Source organism: Rhizobium oryzicola, assembly GCF_030504645.1.
Classification (GTDB): Bacteria; Pseudomonadota; Alphaproteobacteria; order Rhizobiales; family Rhizobiaceae; genus Neorhizobium; species Neorhizobium oryzicola.
In genome coordinates, this window is sequence record NZ_JAUKWQ010000006.1 from 174,272 (window position 1) to 191,360 (window position 17,089).

Here is a 17,089-nt window from a genome sequence, read left to right on the forward strand (position 1 = left end):
TTTGCCCGTCCTGGAGTCGTCGATGTCGAACAAGAGACCGTTGCGTCTACCGTCCGCCCGCCTGATCATGATTGCCGCCATCGCCGGAATTCTGGCGGGGGCCGTGGCGGTATACGTGAAGGAGGCCGGTTCTGGCAATGGTGCTGAACTCTCGGATGCGCAGTGTGCCGATAGCGGCAAGCGGGTCGCTTCCGTGGCTGCCCTGGCCAAGGGGGAAATTGCCGCGCTGACGGCGCCACAGAAGCCGCGCTTGCTTCAGCCGGTCAGCTTCCAGGCTGCCGATGGCCGCACGATCGGGCTTCAGGAATTCAAGGGCAAGACGGTGCTGGTCAACCTCTGGGCCACCTGGTGCATTCCCTGCCGGGAGGAAATGCCGGCGCTGAACCGCCTTCAGGCGGAAAAGGGCAATCGCAACTTCGAAGTCGTGGCCATCAATATCGATACCGGCTCGGACGAAAAGCCAAAGAATTTTCTGGCCGAGACCGGCGTCGACAGGCTCGGTTTCTACCGGGACAGTTCCATGGGCGTGTTCAACGCTTTCAAGAAGGAAGGGCTGGCTTTCGGTCTGCCGGTTACCCTCATCCTCGATAAACAGGGCTGCCTGATCGGTTCCATGAATGGCCCGGCCGCCTGGGACAGTCCCCAGGCGCAGGATTTCATGGCGCAGATTTCATCGCTCTGATCGAAATCAGCGGGTCGGAACCGGCGTTTCGCCGCGGTAGTCATAGAAGCCGCGGCCGGATTTCCGGCCGAGCCAACCAGCCTCGACATATTTGACCAGCAGCGGGCAGGGACGATACTTGCTGTCCGCCAAGCCATCATGCAGCACCTGCATGATGGAGAGACAGGTATCGAGCCCAATAAAATCAGCAAGCTGCAACGGCCCCATGGGATGGTTGGCTCCGAGCTTCATGGCGGTGTCGATGGCTTCCACCGATCCGACGCCTTCATAGAGCGTGTATATCGCCTCGTTGATCATCGGCAGCAGAATGCGGTTAACGATGAAGGCCGGGAAATCCTCGGCAACGGTGATCGTCTTGTCGAGAGACGCCACGAATTCCTTGGCGGCGCGGAAGGTGCCGTCCTCAGTTGCGATGCCGCGCACGAGTTCGACAAGCTTCATCACCGGTACTGGGTTCATGAAGTGGATGCCCATGAAGCGATCCGGGCGATCGGTCGCAGAAGCAAGCCGCGTGATCGACAGCGACGAGGTGTTGGTCGCCAGGATGGCTTCCGGCTTCAAGACCGGGCAAAGCTGGCTAAAGATCTTGCGCTTCACGCTTTCGTCTTCGGTCGCGGCTTCGATGACCAGATCCACCGGCGCCAGATCCTGCACATTATTCGTGCCGGAAATGCGGGAAAGGGCTGCCTTGCGATCCTCGTCGGAAAGCTTTCCGTTGGAGACCTGACGGGCAAGATTGCCGTTGATCGTTGCCAGCCCGGCCTCAATGCGCTCGTTCGAAATATCGTAAAGCGTAACCTTGTATCCGGAAAGGGAAGAGACATGCGCGATGCCGCAGCCCATTTGTCCCGCACCGACTATACCGACTGTCTTGATCATAATGAATTTTCCCGCCGCCAGGCTTGTTCGTGCATCAGGCGTCATATGGTTCGGCTGGCCCGAAGGGGCTTTGTGATGAACGCCGTGTCTACTGTGATAAAGTGCCGTGCAGCAATTTTCCAGCGTTTTTGCTGAGAGCTAAGGCACAAGTGTCCCCCAATGTGAGACAGTGTGCGTTTCCTTTAGGCATATCTTAAGCCCGCTATCGCACCATGCGCCTTCTGGCAGGGGGGACCTAGAGACTGCCTCCTGTTCAAGTTCTTGGATCGCTAGGATCGACTAGAGGAAAACGCGATGCGGATCGCAGGTAAACTACCGGTCTTCGTTACAGCCATTACAATCTTGTCCATTGCAGCGGCGAGTTTTGCCGGCTTGGTGAAAAGTGCTGACGTGGTTCGCGACGAGGTTATCCGCAAACTGGAGGCGACGGCGGATGGTCGCCGGAACGAGGCCGCTCTTTACTTCGAAAACATGGTGACGAACCTGCGTGCATTCGCAGGCGTCGCTTCGACGGGGGAAGCTCTCTACAAATTCCGTGGCGACTGGCGCTATCTGGGCGACAAGCCGAAGGAGACCCTGACGGGTCGCTACATCACCAATAATCCCAATCCGGCCGGCAAGCGGGCGCTTCTGGATACAGCCCGCGTCGATACCTATGACAGCAATCACGCGAAGTTCCATCCGGTCCTGCGCACGGCTCTCGACCAGTACGGCTATTCCGATATCTTCCTGATCGATGGCAAGGGCAACGTTCTCTATACCGTTCAAAAGAACGACGAATATGCCGCCAATATCGCCGACGCGCCCTTGAAGGATACGGCGATCGCAACGGTCTACAAGGCTGTTGCCGAAAGTGAAGACAAGCAGCTTTACGCCTTTTCGGATTACGTCCTCTACGGCTCCAGCAAGCAACTGACGGCTTTCCTGGCCACGCCGCTCTTCATGGGTGACATCAAGATGGGCGTGCTGGTGGTCGCCATTCCGGGCAGCCGCATCAATACCATCTTTGCCAACCGTACCGGCCTCGGGCAATCGGGTGAAACCATCCTGGTCAATGAAGCCAGCAAGGTCGTGACAACCTCACCGCTGGCGGGCGGGCCCGCGCCGCTTGGCAATCCACTGGATGCCGCGGCCATCAAGGATGGTTTGGCCGACAAGACGGCGGCCGGCACGATCACGGGCTATCGGGATACCAAGAGCTATGCGGCTGCAACGCCTCTGAAATTCGGCGGGCATAAATGGGCAGTCGTCGCGCTGATGGGTGAGGACGAAGCGCTGGCAAGCCTCGCAGATTTGCGGACAACGATCCTTATGCTCGCGGTTGCGATCGTGGCTGTTGCGGTCGGGGCAGCGATCTTTTTCTCCCGCAGCATCACCCGGCCGATCCACGATCTGGTCGATTCCATGATGCGTCTTGCCGGGGGTGATACGTCGATCACGTTGAACGGCGAAGCGCGCAAGGATGAGATCGGCGATATGGCCCGCTCCGTCGCCGTCTTCCGCGATGCCGCAATCGAAAAGGGTCGCCTGCAAAGCGAGGCAGAACACGACCGACACGAAGTGGAGCGCGAGCGCCGCGCCCGCGAGGCTGCAAGAAATGAGGAAACCGCGCGCCTCCAGCAGGCGGTCGATATTCTCGGTGCGGGTCTACAGCGGCTTGCGTCTGGCGATCTGACAACCACCATCGATACCCCCTTCATGGAGGGTCTCGACCGGTTGCGGACTGACTTCAACGAGTCCATCCGCAAGCTGGCCCATACGCTGCAGCAGGTTTCCGCCAATACGACGTCCATCAATGGTACAGCGGCTTCCATGAGCGGGGCCACGAGTGATCTGTCGCGCCGTTCCGAACAGCAGGCGGCGGCGATCGAAGAGACCTCGGCCGTCATCACGCAGATTATGGAGGCGATCCGTACCTCCACCGATCGCGCCGCCAATGCGCGCCAGATGGTGGCCGCAGCAAAGGATTCCACCGAACGTTCCGGCAAGATTGTCGGTTCCGCAGTCGATGCCATGAGCCGTATCGAGGCGGCGTCCAACGAGATCTCGCAGATCATCAACGTCATCGATGACATCGCCTTCCAGACCAACCTGCTCGCTCTTAACGCGGGCGTGGAGGCAGCCCGTGCCGGTGAAGCCGGCAAGGGCTTCGCAGTGGTGGCACAGGAAGTTCGGGAGCTTGCCCAACGTTCGGCCAAAGCCGCCAAGGAAATCAAGGAACTGATCAGCAAATCGGGTGAAGCGGTGAAGACCGGCGTCGGCCTGGTACAGAATACCGGTTCCGCACTCGGCGATATTGCGGGTCAGGTTCTGCAGATCAATGACCAGATTGCCCTGATTGCGGAAGCCTCGGGGGAACAGTCTGAAAGCGTGCGGGAAATCTCGTCTGCCATCCGCCAGATGGAAGATGTGACCCAGCAGAACTCGCAGATGGCCGAGCGCACGGATACAGACATGGCGCGGCTGACGCGCGATGCCCAGAACCTTTCCGTTCTCGTAGCTCAGTTCCGGCTGAATGATCAGGCGCCGGCGCCGACGCCGAACCTTCATCCGAATACGCCTCTGCCGGTCTCCGCGCCGAAGGTGACGTCACCATCGTCCTTCACGAAGAAGCCGGTGATCAAGCCTGCGGATCAGACGAATCGCGCTGCGGCATCACCCGCCCGAGCATTGATGGGCAAGCTGACCGCAGGCCTGAAGGCGTCGCCCGCACCGGCCTCCAACAACAGTTCCGATGCCAACTGGGAAGAATTCTAGCCTTTATTTGCTCGATGAAAAGCAGAAGGCCGGCGTCGCGAGACGCCGGCCTTCTTGCATCGATTCTTGTCGATCGCTCAGAGCGCCTTTTCGAGTTCCGGTACCAGCTGGAAGAGATCACCGACGAGGCCGTAGTCGGCCACCTGAAAGATCGGGGCTTCCTCGTCCTTGTTGATCGCGACGATGACCTTGGAGTCCTTCATGCCCGCGAGATGCTGGATCGCACCGGAAATGCCGACCGCCACGTAAAGATCGGGCGCCACCACCTTGCCGGTCTGGCCCACCTGCCAGTCGTTCGGGGCATAGCCCGCATCGACGGCCGCGCGCGAGGCACCAACGGCTGCGCCGAACTTGTCGGCCAGCGGCAGGATCACTTCCTGGAACTTCTCCGAAGAGCCCAGAGCACGCCCACCCGACACGATGATCTTGGCAGAGGTCAGTTCCGGCCGATCGGACGAGGAGAGTGCGTCTTCCACGAAGGCGGAGAGACCGGCATTGCCAGCCGACGAAACAGCTTCGATCGCTGCCGAGCCACCTTCCGGTGCCGCCGCGAAGGAAGCGGTACGCACGGTGATGACTTTCTTGGCATCGGTCGCCTGGACGGTCTGGATGGCATTGCCCGCATAGATCGGACGCTTGAATGTATCCGCCGACACAACCTCGATGATCTCCGACACCTGCATGACATCGAGCAGGGCGGCAACGCGCGGCATGACGTTCTTGGCGGAGGCGGTCGCCGGTGCAATGATCACGTCATAGGCGCCGGACAGCGATACGATCAGATCCGCCAGCGGCTCTGCCAGGCGGTTTGCATAGTCGGCGGCATCGGCCACAAGTACCTTGGCAACGCCGGACAGCTTTGCCGCCGCATCGGCAGCCCCTTGGACAGAGGCGCCTGCGACCAGCACATGCACATCGCCCCCGATCTTGGAGGCGGCCGTCAGGGCCTTGGCGGTCTGGTCGGACAGGCTTGCGCCGTCATGTTCTGCGAGAAGAAGAATAGCCATAATATGTGTTCTCCCTTCGTGACCTTACAGGATGCCGGCGGTCTTCAGAGAAGACACAAGCTCTGCAACTGAGCCAACCTTGATACCCGCCTTGCGGCCACCCGGCTCCTCGGTCTTCAGAACCTTCAGGCGCGGCGCGGTGTCGACGCCGAAATCGGCCGGAGCCTTCTTGTCCAGAGGCTTCTTCTTCGCCTTCATGATATTGGGCAGAGAGGCATAGCGCGGCTCGTTCAGGCGCAGGTCCGTCGTGACGATGGCGGGCAGCTTCACTTCGATGGTCTGCAGGCCGCCATCCACTTCGCGGGTGACCTTGGCGGACCCTTCGCCCAGCTCGAGCTTGGATGCGAAGGTGGCCTGGCCCCACTTCAGAAGGGCCGCCAGCATCTGGCCGGTCTGGTTCGAGTCGTCGTCGATCGCCTGCTTGCCGAGAATGACGAGGCCGGGATTTTCCGCCTCGACCACGCCCTTCAGGATCTTGGCAACAGCCAGCGGCTCGACGCTGTCTTCCGTCTCCACCAGGATGGCGCGATCGGCACCCATGGCCAACGCCGTGCGCAGCGTCTCTTCCGCCTTGGCCGGGCCGATTGAGACCACGACGATCTCCTCCGCCTTGCCCGCTTCCTTCTGGCGAAGAGCCTCCTCCACGGAGATCTCGTCGAACGGATTCATCGACATCTTCACATTGGCGAGTTCTACCCCCGTGCCGTCCGCCTTGACGCGGATCTTCACGTTGTAATCCACCACCCGCTTTACAGGCACCAGGATCTTCATGGCTTCCTTCCTCAGATTCAACCAACCGGAAAATGCGGCCTCTCCCACGCCGCCGATTGTCAATGGGCGACATGGATAAGCATTTTTCGACAGATTACAAAGCTATTTCCGTTTTACGACCGTGCGGATTTGTCATGGCGTCATTCCGAGCGCGCTTCACAAGGTCAGCTTTCCCGGTTGTTCGCTCAGCGATTCTTGCCTGGTACCCAGAGGATGTCAGCCTTGCCGCCGCCATTGGCGTAGCGCGCCGCGACGAACAGGAAGTCGGAGAGGCGGTTGATGTACTTCAACGCCGCTGGAGCGACAGTTTCACCGTCCTGCGTGGAGAGATCGACCATGACGCGCTCGGCGCGGCGAGAGATGGTGCGCGCCACATGCAGGTTCGCCGCCGCCGGAGAGCCGCCCGGCAGGATGAAGGATGTCAGCGGGTCGAGGTCGGCATTCAGGCGATCGATTTCCGTTTCCAACCGGTCGACCTGTGATTGAACGATGCGCAACGGCTCCCACTCCGGTTTTTCACCCGTGTCCGGGGTCGCGAGGTCGGCGCCCAGATCGAACAGGTCGTTCTGGATGCGCGAGAGCATGCCATCCAGTTCCGCCATGGAGCCGGTATGCAGGCGCGCGACGCCGATGACGGAATTGGTTTCATCCACGGTGCCATAGGCTTCCACGCGCAGATCGTGCTTCAGTCGACGCGGGCCCATGACCAGCGCTGTCGTACCGTCATCACCGGTGCGTGTGTAGATCTTGTTCAGTTTGACCACGTTCAGCGTCCTCCGCCCGTCAGCCACAGGGTGAGCATGATCAAGGCAATTGCGATTGCCTGAAGAAGAACGCGAAGCTGCATCAACTGGTTGGACCGGTTGGCATCGGTTCCCTTCAGCATGTTGAAAAGGCCCCGGATGAGGACCAGTACCACGAGTCCCATGACGACAAGGGCAAGAAGGGTAGTAAAGCTAGACATGGGTTTTATACTCGGTTTTTAGTCCAACTTACGCAAAAGCCGGTAGAACAGATCTGCGGGAAGAAGGCGTTTCAAAAGCGCGCCCTGCTTTGCGGGCTTCGTCACAAGATAATGTGGACGCGGTCGAGATGCGGTCAAGGCATGGGTGAGCACGGCGTGAACCGCGTCTGGACCCAGCTTGTGCTTGTTGACCGGCCCGCTGCCTTCCAGCCGGGCCAATTGGCGGCGATATTCTTCCGCATGCGGCGAATTGTCCGTATCGATGAATCGGCGAACGGCCTCCAGCGCATTGGCCGTGAAACGCGTCGCGATCGGCCCCGGCTCGATGAGGCTCACAAAAATGCCGCTGCCTTCCAATTCCATGCGCATGGTGACGCCCAGCGCCTCTATGGCATGCTTGGAGGCGTTGTAGGCGCCGCGATAGCGATAGGGCACGAGCCCCAGAATGGAGGAGCAATGGACGATCCTTCCGTGCCCCTGTCGCCGCATGACGGGCATGATCTGCCGCGTCAGCTCATGCCAACCAAACACATTGGTTTCGAACTGCAGGCGAAGCGCATCGGTCGGCAGGTCTTCCACCGCGCCCGGCTGCCCATAGGCGCCGTTGTTGAAGAGGGCATCCAGCGTGCCGCCGGTTCGGCGAAGCACGTCCTGAACGAGAGCGTCGATCGTGTCCTGCCGGGTGTAATCCAGGATCAGGGCTTCGAGACCGTCTGCTTGAAGCGGCGCGAGATCCTTCTCTTGCCGCACCGTGGCAAACACCCGCCACCCCTCGCGCTTCAATTCACGGGCGCAATAGGCGCCTATGCCAGACGAGCAGCCGGTAATAATAATGCTGCGAGGCTCCCCCACGGCGTTCCTCCCTGTACAATCCGTCTGCATTTCCCATATTTCGGTAAAGCTGACAACGGAGCGGACCTTGGCTGACGATAAACCGAAGTTTCGATGGTACGGTCTGGTCTACAAGGTCTTTTACGATGCCTATTGCCACTTCAACGAGGATGATGGTTGGGCGCTGGCAAGTCATGTTGCGTTGTCTGGTTTGCTGGCGCTGTTTCCGTTCCTGATTTTCGGCACAGCGCTGGCGGGCTTTCTGGGCGCGGATAGTTTCTCGAACACGGCGGTACATCTTCTGTTCGATACCTGGCCCTCCGAAATCGCCCAGCCCCTGGCGATCGAGATCCGCCGGGTGCTCGAAATCCCGCGCGGCGGCCTTCTGACGATCTCCGTTCTGGCGGCGGCTTACTTTGCATCTAATGGCGTTGAGGCGCTCAGGATATCGCTCAATCGCGCCTATCGTGTCGCGGAGAATCGGCCCTGGTACGTGACCCGGCTTGCAAGCCTGGGCTATGTGGTTGTGGCCGTGGTGATCTTTGCGGCGATCAGCATCGTGCTCGTGGCTGTGCCGATCTTTCTGACGTTTGCTGGCTCAAAGCTGCCTGTCCTCCAGCAATATCTCGCCAGCATTTCCAGCTTCGGCGTGCTCGGCACGATCATTGTTCTGTTTCTTGGGTTGATCGTTTGCCACAAATGGCTTGCCGCCGGCTATCGACGGGTGGTCGATATTCTTCCCGGCGTGGTGCTGACGATCCTGGTCTGGGCCGTTTTCGCCTATGCCTTCGCGTCCTATCTCTCGACATTTGCCAATTACGCCAGAACCTATGCGGGCTTGGCCTCGGTCATGATCGTTCTGGTGTTTCTCTATATGGTCGGCGTGATCTTTATGCTGGGGGCGGAGGTGAATGCCGCACTGATGAAATATCGCGTGCTTGCCCTGCTCTCCGGCCGCTTCACGTCCCTTCCTGCCCGTTCAAAGCGTGCGGCTGGTTCAGAGGCCCAGGAGGTGACGAAGGTCCTGCGGTGAATGGCCCGCCTCGCGCAAGGCGGCAATGCCCGTCGCACCTTCGCTCTTGGAAAGCTTTCGTCCATCGGGACCTGTGATCAGCCGATGATGGTGGTAGACCGGCTGCGGCAGGCCGAGCAGCACCTGAAGCAGGCGGTGCACGAAGGTAGCGTGAAACAGGTCCATCCCACGCACCACATGCGTGACCCCCTGCGCGGCATCATCGACGACGACCGAGAGATGATAGCTCGAGGGGGCATCCGAGCGGGACAGAATGACGTCTCCCCAGGCGGCCGGATCGGCGTGGATCGTGCCGCGCTCCCCATCGCCGGTCTCGTGCCATGTCAAACCTGCATCCAACAGTGTCAGCGCCTTTTGCATATCCAGGCGCAAGGCATGTTTTAGCCCACGTTCAAGCAGGTCCTGCCGTTCCTGGTGCGTCCGTGACCGGTCATCGGCAGGATAGAGCGGAGCGCCGTCAGGGTCGCGGGGCCAGATCCGACCTTCGCGTTCCGCTAAGGCGACGCGCTCCTTCACCTCGCCGCGGGTGAGGAAGGCCGGGTAGATCAACCCCATATCGTCAAGGCGGCCAAGGGCAGACCGATAAAGATCGAGCTGCTCCGATTGTCTCCGGACAGGCTGCTCCCAGCGAAAGCCGATCCATTCCAGATCCCGGTAGACGGCGGCCTCGAATTCGGGTGTACAGCGGGTGAGATCGATGTCTTCAATGCGCAAGAGGAGGCGCCCGTCGGCTACCTCCGCCATCTGCTGGTTGATGAGCGCCGAGAGCGCGTGGCCGAGATGCAGCAAGCCATTGGGGCTGGGAGCAAAGCGAAAGACCGGTTTCTGATGGGCGGGCGCGGGCATGTTCATGGTGGATCGAGGATTGGTTGGCAAAGGCCCTCAGTTGATACGCGATGAAACCGATGTTGCGGAAGGGCTTGCATGGCTTTCTGTCCGGGATCCTCGGCTTTCCTCCCTTATCGAAGTCGCCGGCCCGGTTCCCTTGCGGCTTGTCCCGGCAGGCTTCGGCGGGTTGGCGCAGATCATCGTCTCCCAGATGGTGTCAAAGGCGAGTGCCGCGGCCATCTGGCGGCGTATGGGCGAGCAGGGTGCCACAACGGCCGAGAGTTTTCTTGCGCAGCCGGAAGCGGTCCGCGCGACATTCGGGCTTTCTCGGGCGAAAACTGCGACGCTCTTGGCTCTGGCCGGGGCTGTCGCAGATGGTTCTCTTGACCTTGATGACCTTGCAAATGTGCCGCAAGCGGAGGCTTACACTCGCCTTGTTGCTATGAAGGGCATCGGACCCTGGACGGCAGAGGTTTATCTGATGTTCTGCCTTGGCCATTGCGATCTGTTTCCTGCGGGCGATGTGGCGCTTCGGATCGCAGTCGGACAGGCGTTTGATTTCTCGCAGCGGCCTACCGTTCAGCAAGTGTCTGATTTGGCAGCCGGTTGGTCGCCGTGGCGCTCTGTTGCTGCGCGTTTGTTCTGGGCTTATTATGCTGTTGTGATCAGGCGTGACGCGTCACCCACGTTATGAATGATCACAATTGGGTGCGTCATTAATGGGGCTTCACATTCCTGTAACAACGGACCTAATATAGAAAATACATAAGCCGAATCGGTGAGGAGCGTTCGTTGACGATTGCAGTCTCCCCGCAGGCCCTGCCGGCGCTCGTCCTGAACGCTGACTACCGGCCGCTGAGTTATTATCCCTTGTCGCTCTGGTCCTGGCAGGACGCGATCAAGGCGGTTTTTCTTGATCGTGTGAACATCATCGCGGAATATGATCACTCGGTATCCTCGCCCACCTTCTCGATGCGATTACCCAGTGTCGTCAGTCTGAAAACCTTTGTTCAGCCGACACGAAATCCGGCCTTCACCCGCTTCAATGTTTTCCTCCGCGATAAATTCGAATGTCAGTATTGCGGCTCTCATGATGATCTGACATTCGATCACGTCATACCCCGAGCCCATGGCGGGGAAACAACCTGGGAAAATGTGGTGGCTGCCTGCTCACCCTGCAATCTCAAAAAGGGTAGCAAGCTTCCCCGGCAGGCGGGCATGTTCCCCGCGCAGAAGCCCTATCAGCCCACCGTGCAGGACCTTCACAACAACGGACGTCTCTTCCCGCCGAACTACCTGCACGAAAGCTGGATGGACTATCTCTACTGGGATACCGAACTGCAGCCTTGATTGGCCGGTCAGTTCAGGCCTTCTTCAGCGCGCCGCGAAGAGCAATTGTCGCGAGGATCAGGCTTGCGATCACATTCCATCCGGCAAAGGACAGGCCCAGAACGCGAAGCGATGCTTCCGTGCAGGACGGTCCATGAACTGCATTCAAATCGCTTAGGAGATTTCCGGCATTGGTGGTCAGGCCGTTGGCTGTCGTCGAGCAGGTGGCCGGTCCCGGCCAGAAACCCCATTCCACACCGGAGTGATAGATGCCCATGCCGGCGCCGACGAGCATCATGATACCAACGATGCCGAGCAGAAGTCTCGCAACGCCAGTCGGCAGCTTGATACCAATGGCCGCAAGACCGGCGATCGCCACCGGAATACCGTAATAATAAGGCTGGCGTTGCAGCAGGCAGAGCGCGCAGGGAATGTAGCCGCCGATATACTGAAATCCAAGTGCACCACCCACCGTGGCTGCCATGCCAATCGCGACGAGCGCCGTATGGATCAGGAGGGGGCGGCGCGAATCGGCAGCGATCGACATGGTCTTTTCCTTGAAACACAAAGTCTGGTCCCTGCTGTAGTCAGCGAAGGCAGGGCTGTAAATGCAGCACGACAAGTCCGTGCTTCGCCGGGGCTGAAATTTTTCGTGATCTTGTCGCCGATCTCGTTTGCCGCCTGCTTGCATCTCACCTTTTGGCTATGCTAGACCCTCCACCATTCTACCGCAGTGCCCCGTTGGCGGAATTGGTAGACGCGCCTGACTCAAAATCAGGTTCCGAGAGGAGTGCTGGTTCGATTCCGGCACGGGGCACCATTCCTTCGAATATCGATCTTCTATCCTGTTGGACACAGCAGGTACTGATTTGGTGAGATTCGAAGTGAGAAATTTGCTTTTCTATTTCTTGGATGCAATCGCGGAGCAGTGGCGTGACAGAGCGGGAACCCAAGATGGAAATCTTCCCGCCAGGTCGCGATGAGCCGCTTCCGGACCCTGAAACCTCCCGACAAAGGCTCGTTCGTGTCTTTGGAATTTGGATTTTCTGGGTCGCATCCGCCGTCGTCTTTGTCAGTGAAGTTGCGCCATTCTTTCTGACTGCGATGCGCTAAGTTTTTTTTGGTATGAAAATGTCGGCGCCTCTTTAATTTTAAGGGGGTTCGCCGCAACTGTGTCTCAATCTGCAACGACAGTTTGTGGACAGAAACTGGAGGGACGCCATGGCAACTGTAACATCCTATGCACCGATCAATCTGGTCGATCCATCGACCTGGACAGGACAGCTTGTTTCCGCAAGCAGCACACAGTTTGTGGTAAGCGACGGGTATAATCAGGCGGTTTATTCAGGCTACGGCTTTTCCTTTTATGGCAACTATCTGGTCGGTGGGACGCTGACAGGATTTTCGCAGTATCAGGATGGGTATCAGATGGGGTCCATCACCGGCTTCTCCATGTCTGCCACCCAGGCTGCCGACTATATTCAGGCCAATAATCTGGCAGGCATGCTCTCGATCGCGTTGTCGCGAGGGGATAAGATCAACGGCTCCGACTATGCCGACAAGCTGGCTGGCTATGATGGCAATGATACTATTCGCGGTTACGGCGGTGACGACACCATCTATGGCGATGGCGGCAACGACTACATCGATCCGGGTACCGGCAGCAATTACGTCGATGGCGGCACTGGCACCGATACGGTCGATCTTGTTTCCAGCGTTTCAAACTTCCTGATCCGTCGTTCCGGGGGAACAATCGAGGTAAGGGATAACGCCGGTACGATCTATGACACTCTAGTTCGGGTTGAGCGTTTGCATTTCAGTGAGGGCACGCTCGCTTTCGACACGGATGGCACGGCTGGCCAGACCTATCGCCTGTATCAGGCTGCTTTCAACCGTACACCGGACAAGGGCGGTCTGAGCGCCTGGGTTAATGCGCTGGAAAATGGCGGCTGGAATTTCAGGGATGTTGCGGCCTACTTCGCTGCCTCTGACGAGTTCCGCTACCTTTACGGATCGAACCTCAGCAATTCCCAGTTTGTTGCTCGTCTCTACCAGAACGTCCTGCACCGCGACGGTGATCCGGGTGGCTTTGCCTATTGGGTTGGGCAGCTCGATTCCGGTATTAACAGCCGCGGCGATGTCTTGCTTCGTATGTCCGACAGTCCGGAAAACAAGGCAGGCGTTGCCGCTGCGATCAGTGACGGCATCTGGCTGACCTGATACGGTTCGATCATACACCATGAAGAAAGGCGGTAGATGCTTCCATCTACCGCCTTCTGTTTGATTGGATGTCGTTTGCCTTTGGGATCAGGCGTCCGTTGTTTTGCGGACATGGCGCCGGGGTGGTTCCCCATAGTAATCGCGATAGGCAGCGATCAAGTTGTTGGCATGACCGTAGCCGATTTCGAAGGCGATCTGCTTTAACGGCATATCCGTTTCCTCAACAAGACGCCTGACCGTCTGAAGACGGATCTGGCGGAGATGCCCAAAAATCGTCGTATTGCAGACCGTCCGGAAGGCCTGCACCAATCGGCGTTGGCTAACACCGGCGGCACGTGCGAGTTGGGCTTGCGAAGGTGGATTGGCCAAGCTCTTTGCCAGCATTGCGCTAGCGACGAGAACGGCGCTCCTGTCTTTGTCTGGCACCTCCGACGTGGATCGAACGAGAGATCCCGACCGGCGGTCAACGCTCACACCCTGCACACTGGCAGCAATCATCATATTCATATGGAAAACACCTCATGCAGTCATCGACCGCCCGAGAACCGCATCCAGTAGCGTGGGAGCTGGACACAAAGTCATCACGAGCGGACGATCGCAGCAGATTAAGCATTCAGATGATTGACGGGTGCAGCTTGATCTCTCAGAACCAGCGCAGGGGGCCGTTCAAGCTAAGCGATTGCATGGCAGGGGCCGCGTGCCAGCGGTCTTTTGCCCTGATGCGATCTTCTTAGCATGTGCCTTAATCGGCCCCCAAGTCTCCCATCTCACCTGTCAGGCCGTCAACCTGCCAACTATGAAACCCCGGGCAATTTGTTAGAACGAATTTAATGAAGTCGCTATGTCTCGGCGTCCGCCAAAGTTGGCTTTGCGTCCGGACATCTGGCAATGTCCCACCTCACCTAGAGCAAGAGAAGTATACTAGGGAGATTTAAGGGGCTTACGTTCAGCCGTGCTTGCCCGCGATTGACATAATCTTTTCGCGCAGAATACGGGCCATGTTGCGCGTATTTTTATACGCATGCAACTGGGTTGCCACTTGCCTTACATCCCGGTCGCTGGTTTCGGTCAATCCAATCACCAAAGTTCCCATTTCCTCGCGCTCCATCCAGAAGCGGCTCATGATGGGGTGGTCGGGCACGGCACAGGAATCAGAGCGAACGATATTGGCATCATCCAGATGCCATTCCGTCAGCTTCATCATCAGCAGCTTGCCCGGCGAATAGCGTGAGAAGCCCTCGTTATACGCGGTCTTCCAGGTGAAGGCTTCACCCGCCATCATGAACACGACGATGGAAGCGATAGCGCGACCGTTGAAGTCGATGGTGTGGATACGCACCGCATCCACTTCCGCCAGATTCCCGATCGCCTCACGGGCAAAGGCGGCGCGGTAACGGTCATTGATCAGAGCCGATTTCTTACGCCCCTTCCAGCCGCTGGCCTCCAGTGCCAGAAACTCCTCGGTGCGGCGGCGAATGTCGTCTGGCTGACGCGCGACTTCGTAAGTCAGTGTACCAGTGGCGGCAAGTGCCCGCCACTGTCTGCGCACGTCACGGAGATGATGGCCGGAAATGGCTCGCTTCAGATAGGTTTCGCCATCCTCGGAGCTTTGTAGCATCGGTCTTGAAAATGGACTGGTTACCGTGATGGGTAGATTGCGCGCAACAGCCACGGCTCTGGTCAATTGCGCAAAGCGGCCGTTCAATCGCAGTTCCGGCAGGACAAGCACCGTGGGCATGCGGGCATCCTTGCGACCGAAGGCCTCGAGCATGTTATCGACGGTTTCGGCGGCATCTTCGGCATCGACCAGCGGTGTGCCGAGAGGACCGAAGGGGTTGGCCCAGGCGCGGATGATGCTAGGGCCCATCGAGAAGCCAGGCTTTTCTGTCGAGAACGGCATCAGGAAGCGCATGCGACTTCTGCGTTCGTTCTCGTCCCGGATCAGCGCCAACTGGATTTGTCGGTCTTCGACGCGCGGCATGGCGGGTGCGAGCAGGCGCGCGCTGAAAAACACATTGGGTTCCATTACGCGGTTGGACAGGAAGTCCAACTCGTCCTGCAATTCATAGCCCATCGCCGCGGGATAGATGCTGAGCGTCCTTCCTGTTCTGCCAACGGAGATGGAGAGGCTTGCAGGTGGCGTCTTCGGCATGGGATTGCGAAGGTAACCGAGGTCACCAGGCTCTATGCTTGAGGAGGCGGGGTTTGGTAGTGGCGGCAGTTCGGTCATGCGCGCGTACCCCCCTCTTTATGCGTATGGGACGGTGTTCTCTTCAAGGCAAAGAGTGTTATTCCAAAAGTATGCCTGACGGCAATATGCAAGAGCACGGCTTCGATCATCATTGCAATGGCAGTTGCGCTCGCCGCGCCCACAAGGTCGAAACGCGGAACAAGAACCACATTCAATGTGACATTCGCGATCAGAACGATCGCATAGAGACCGACGCAAAGCTTCTGGTGCCCGGACATGTTCAATAACACTTCTCCTGGTCCGACAAGAGCCTTGGCCAGGATGCCTGCAAACAGGATGAACATCAGCGGATAACCGGCCGTGAAGGCTGGACCGAAGAGCGACAGCAGCAGCTTGCCGACAGCAAGCGCGGCAGCGCCCACCGCCAGTGCCGGCCAGAAACTCCATCGCGCGGCCTGGTGTGAAAAGGCTGCAAGCGCCTGGTGATCACCACGCGCGATGATGGATGAAAAGCGTGGCGCGGCCGCAGCCTTTACGGAAAAATACACGAACTGAACCAGCACAATGGTTTTCGCCGCAGCGTAGTAGATCGCGACCTGGTCCGGTGGAAGGTAGAAACCCACAACCACCACATCCGAATTGGTCAGCAGGAAGCCGATGCCATCGACCACGAACACGGGGAATGCAAACCGTAGCCACGGTATGAACTCGAAACGCAGGCTACCACGCCCCACAACGCGGCGCAGGCGGATCGTCAATCGAATGAACTGAAACAGAGTGGTGAGATAGGTGGCAGCGAGAGCCGCGGTCATCGCGGTAACGGCGCTGCGAGGTTCTCCCGCGGCAACAGCCAGCACCATCAGGATGAGGATCAGTAGTGGTCGTATGATGTAGGTGGGGCTGAGCGCCGTCACTGTCCAGCCATTGGCGCGCGCCGTTCCGTCCAGCACATCGCCCAGTGCAATCATCGGCAGGGTGAACAGCCCGAGGAAGACTGGAAGAAACCAATAGGCTTCCAGCGTCTCTCCCGCAAAACGGAGAACAGCAAAGCCGATGGTAGCGAGAATGCTGGCAGACAGCATCGCAAACACACGGGCTGTCCAGTTGAGCCCCCGCAACTCTGCTGTTTCATCCCGCTCCCGGTAATGGGGCAGGAAACGAATGACAACGGTGTGGAAGCCGAGGCAGGACAAATTGCCGAAGACGATGACGAGCACCCAAACGAAGGCGAAAATGCCATACTCGAATTCGCCCATTAGCCGGGCCTGGATGATCTGCGAAAGAAAGGCAATGCCGGCGCTGAAGATGCGGATCACGAAAGCGGTCAGCGCCATGCGCTGCGCGCGTGCAGTCTCGTCGGTTCCGGTCAGCATGGGCTGAAGCTTGCGCAACAGCGGTGCCAGCCGAATCCTGAGGCCTTGCGGCAGCATTCTCTCCGCAGTTTCGATGATCGTCATATGGGGCGCGCGCAATACTCGTCAGAAGCCGGACCGACACCCGAGACTATTGCGCTGTCGCAGTTAAGAAAGCATTGCCACATTGCCTTGAAGGCAGCGGATTTCCTCGCTGCTTCAATAGCCTGCGCAACAAAAAGGCC

General features: G+C 58.7%; 17 protein-coding genes and 1 tRNA gene. 7 read left to right on the forward strand and 11 right to left on the reverse strand.

Annotation, left to right across the window (positions count from 1 at the left end):
* Positions 1-22 precede the first annotated feature (22 nt).
* Positions 23-682 carry a thiol:disulfide interchange protein TlpA gene (tlpA, locus tag Q2T52_RS18675; RefSeq protein ID WP_302078332.1) on the forward strand — a complete coding sequence of 220 codons (660 nt, stop codon included), beginning with the start codon at positions 23-25 and terminating at the stop codon, positions 680-682.
* Between the two features lie 6 nt (positions 683-688).
* Here the strand turns inward: tlpA and Q2T52_RS18680 are convergent, their stop codons facing one another.
* Positions 689-1,561 (reverse strand): 3-hydroxybutyryl-CoA dehydrogenase, encoded by an 873-nt coding sequence (locus tag Q2T52_RS18680; protein ID WP_302078333.1) that lies wholly within the window; start codon positions 1,559-1,561, stop codon positions 689-691.
* Positions 1,562-1,855: 294 nt separating this feature from the next.
* On the opposite strand from Q2T52_RS18680, the gene Q2T52_RS18685 reads away from it, so the two are divergent.
* Positions 1,856-4,318: a methyl-accepting chemotaxis protein gene (locus tag Q2T52_RS18685; RefSeq protein WP_302078334.1), complete on the forward strand. Its 2,463-nt coding sequence runs from the start codon at positions 1,856-1,858 to the stop codon at positions 4,316-4,318.
* A 77-nt stretch (positions 4,319-4,395) separates the two neighbouring features.
* Here the strand turns inward: Q2T52_RS18685 and Q2T52_RS18690 are convergent, their stop codons facing one another.
* The 5 genes from Q2T52_RS18690 to Q2T52_RS18710 all read right to left on the reverse strand — a co-directional run bounded on the left by Q2T52_RS18690 (position 4,396) and on the right by Q2T52_RS18710 (position 7,912).
* Complete coding sequence (locus Q2T52_RS18690; protein ID WP_302078335.1) at positions 4,396-5,325, reverse strand: electron transfer flavoprotein subunit alpha/FixB family protein; 930 nt, start codon at positions 5,323-5,325, stop codon at positions 4,396-4,398.
* Between the two features lie 24 nt (positions 5,326-5,349).
* Positions 5,350-6,096: an electron transfer flavoprotein subunit beta/FixA family protein gene (locus Q2T52_RS18695; RefSeq protein WP_302078336.1), complete on the reverse strand. Its 747-nt coding sequence runs from the start codon at positions 6,094-6,096 to the stop codon at positions 5,350-5,352.
* A 185-nt stretch (positions 6,097-6,281) separates the two neighbouring features.
* The gene (locus tag Q2T52_RS18700; RefSeq protein ID WP_302078337.1) at positions 6,282-6,860 is read right to left on the reverse strand and encodes a cob(I)yrinic acid a,c-diamide adenosyltransferase; all 579 of its coding nucleotides are present in this window, start codon (positions 6,858-6,860) and stop codon (positions 6,282-6,284) included.
* A 2-nt stretch (positions 6,861-6,862) separates the two neighbouring features.
* Positions 6,863-7,060, reverse strand: coding sequence for a twin transmembrane helix small protein (locus tag Q2T52_RS18705; RefSeq protein WP_302078338.1), 198 nt, complete (start codon positions 7,058-7,060; stop codon positions 6,863-6,865).
* A gap of 18 nt (positions 7,061-7,078) precedes the next feature.
* Positions 7,079-7,912 carry an SDR family oxidoreductase gene (locus Q2T52_RS18710; RefSeq protein WP_302078339.1) on the reverse strand — a complete coding sequence of 278 codons (834 nt, stop codon included), beginning with the start codon at positions 7,910-7,912 and terminating at the stop codon, positions 7,079-7,081.
* On the opposite strand from Q2T52_RS18710, the gene Q2T52_RS18715 reads away from it, so the two are divergent.
* The gene (locus tag Q2T52_RS18715; RefSeq protein ID WP_436799554.1) at positions 7,893-8,924 is read left to right on the forward strand and encodes a YihY/virulence factor BrkB family protein; all 1,032 of its coding nucleotides are present in this window, start codon (positions 7,893-7,895) and stop codon (positions 8,922-8,924) included. The two genes, Q2T52_RS18710 and Q2T52_RS18715, sit on opposite strands and share 20 nt — an antisense overlap.
* Here the strand turns inward: Q2T52_RS18715 and gluQRS are convergent.
* Positions 8,889-9,770: a tRNA glutamyl-Q(34) synthetase GluQRS gene (gluQRS, locus tag Q2T52_RS18720; RefSeq protein ID WP_302078380.1), complete on the reverse strand. Its 882-nt coding sequence runs from the start codon at positions 9,768-9,770 to the stop codon at positions 8,889-8,891. The two genes, Q2T52_RS18715 and gluQRS, sit on opposite strands and share 36 nt — an antisense overlap.
* On the opposite strand from gluQRS, the gene Q2T52_RS18725 reads away from it, so the two are divergent.
* Complete coding sequence (locus Q2T52_RS18725) at positions 9,769-10,446, forward strand: DNA-3-methyladenine glycosylase family protein (RefSeq protein WP_302078341.1); 678 nt, start codon at positions 9,769-9,771, stop codon at positions 10,444-10,446. The genes gluQRS and Q2T52_RS18725 overlap by 2 nt on opposite strands.
* Positions 10,447-10,544: 98 nt before the next feature.
* A complete protein-coding gene (locus Q2T52_RS18730; protein WP_302078343.1) occupies positions 10,545-11,102 on the forward strand; it encodes an HNH endonuclease in 558 nt (185 codons plus the stop codon).
* 13 nt (positions 11,103-11,115) lie between these two features.
* Here Q2T52_RS18730 and Q2T52_RS18735 read toward each other — a convergent pair whose 3' ends face one another.
* On the reverse strand, positions 11,116-11,628 hold the full coding sequence (locus Q2T52_RS18735) for a disulfide bond formation protein B (protein WP_302078344.1): 513 nt from the start codon (positions 11,626-11,628) through the stop codon (positions 11,116-11,118).
* A 188-nt stretch (positions 11,629-11,816) separates the two neighbouring features.
* Between Q2T52_RS18735 and Q2T52_RS18740 the strand changes: the two genes are divergently transcribed.
* Positions 11,817-11,901, forward strand: a tRNA-Leu gene (locus Q2T52_RS18740).
* Positions 11,902-12,302: 401 nt separating this feature from the next.
* Entirely contained in the window at positions 12,303-13,301 is a 999-nt protein-coding gene (locus tag Q2T52_RS18745) for a DUF4214 domain-containing protein (RefSeq protein ID WP_302078345.1), read from the forward strand.
* Between the two features lie 87 nt (positions 13,302-13,388).
* Here the strand turns inward: Q2T52_RS18745 and Q2T52_RS18750 are convergent, their stop codons facing one another.
* From Q2T52_RS18750 to Q2T52_RS18760, 3 genes are all read right to left on the reverse strand, one after another.
* Entirely contained in the window at positions 13,389-13,808 is a 420-nt protein-coding gene (locus tag Q2T52_RS18750; protein ID WP_367187336.1) for a helix-turn-helix transcriptional regulator, read from the reverse strand.
* A gap of 439 nt (positions 13,809-14,247) precedes the next feature.
* Positions 14,248-15,531: a GNAT family N-acetyltransferase gene (locus Q2T52_RS18755; RefSeq protein WP_302078346.1), complete on the reverse strand. Its 1,284-nt coding sequence runs from the start codon at positions 15,529-15,531 to the stop codon at positions 14,248-14,250.
* A complete protein-coding gene (locus Q2T52_RS18760; protein ID WP_302078347.1) occupies positions 15,528-16,949 on the reverse strand; it encodes a lipopolysaccharide biosynthesis protein in 1,422 nt (473 codons plus the stop codon). Before Q2T52_RS18760 ends, Q2T52_RS18755 begins: the two co-directional genes overlap by 4 nt.
* Positions 16,950-17,089: the final 140 nt, after the last annotated feature.

Coding starts and splice junctions, on each gene's coding strand:
- tlpA (WP_302078332.1), top strand. CDS start 23: ATGTCGAACAAGAGACCGTTGCGTCTACCGTCCGCCCGCCTGATCATG.
- Q2T52_RS18680 (WP_302078333.1), bottom strand. CDS start 1,561: ATGATCAAGACAGTCGGTATAGTCGGTGCGGGACAAATGGGCTGCGGC.
- Q2T52_RS18685 (WP_302078334.1), top strand. CDS start 1,856: ATGCGGATCGCAGGTAAACTACCGGTCTTCGTTACAGCCATTACAATC.
- Q2T52_RS18690 (WP_302078335.1), bottom strand. CDS start 5,325: ATGGCTATTCTTCTTCTCGCAGAACATGACGGCGCAAGCCTGTCCGAC.
- Q2T52_RS18695 (WP_302078336.1), bottom strand. CDS start 6,096: ATGAAGATCCTGGTGCCTGTAAAGCGGGTGGTGGATTACAACGTGAAG.
- Q2T52_RS18705 (WP_302078338.1), bottom strand. CDS start 7,060: ATGTCTAGCTTTACTACCCTTCTTGCCCTTGTCGTCATGGGACTCGTG.
- Q2T52_RS18715 (WP_436799554.1), top strand. CDS start 7,893: ATGCTGCGAGGCTCCCCCACGGCGTTCCTCCCTGTACAATCCGTCTGC.
- Q2T52_RS18725 (WP_302078341.1), top strand. CDS start 9,769: ATGTTCATGGTGGATCGAGGATTGGTTGGCAAAGGCCCTCAGTTGATA.
- gluQRS (WP_302078380.1), bottom strand. CDS start 9,770: ATGCCCGCGCCCGCCCATCAGAAACCGGTCTTTCGCTTTGCTCCCAGC.
- Q2T52_RS18735 (WP_302078344.1), bottom strand. CDS start 11,628: ATGTCGATCGCTGCCGATTCGCGCCGCCCCCTCCTGATCCATACGGCG.
- Q2T52_RS18745 (WP_302078345.1), top strand. CDS start 12,303: ATGGCAACTGTAACATCCTATGCACCGATCAATCTGGTCGATCCATCG.
- Q2T52_RS18750 (WP_367187336.1), bottom strand. CDS start 13,808: ATGAATATGATGATTGCTGCCAGTGTGCAGGGTGTGAGCGTTGACCGC.
- Q2T52_RS18755 (WP_302078346.1), bottom strand. CDS start 15,531: ATGACCGAACTGCCGCCACTACCAAACCCCGCCTCCTCAAGCATAGAG.
- Q2T52_RS18760 (WP_302078347.1), bottom strand. CDS start 16,949: ATGACGATCATCGAAACTGCGGAGAGAATGCTGCCGCAAGGCCTCAGG.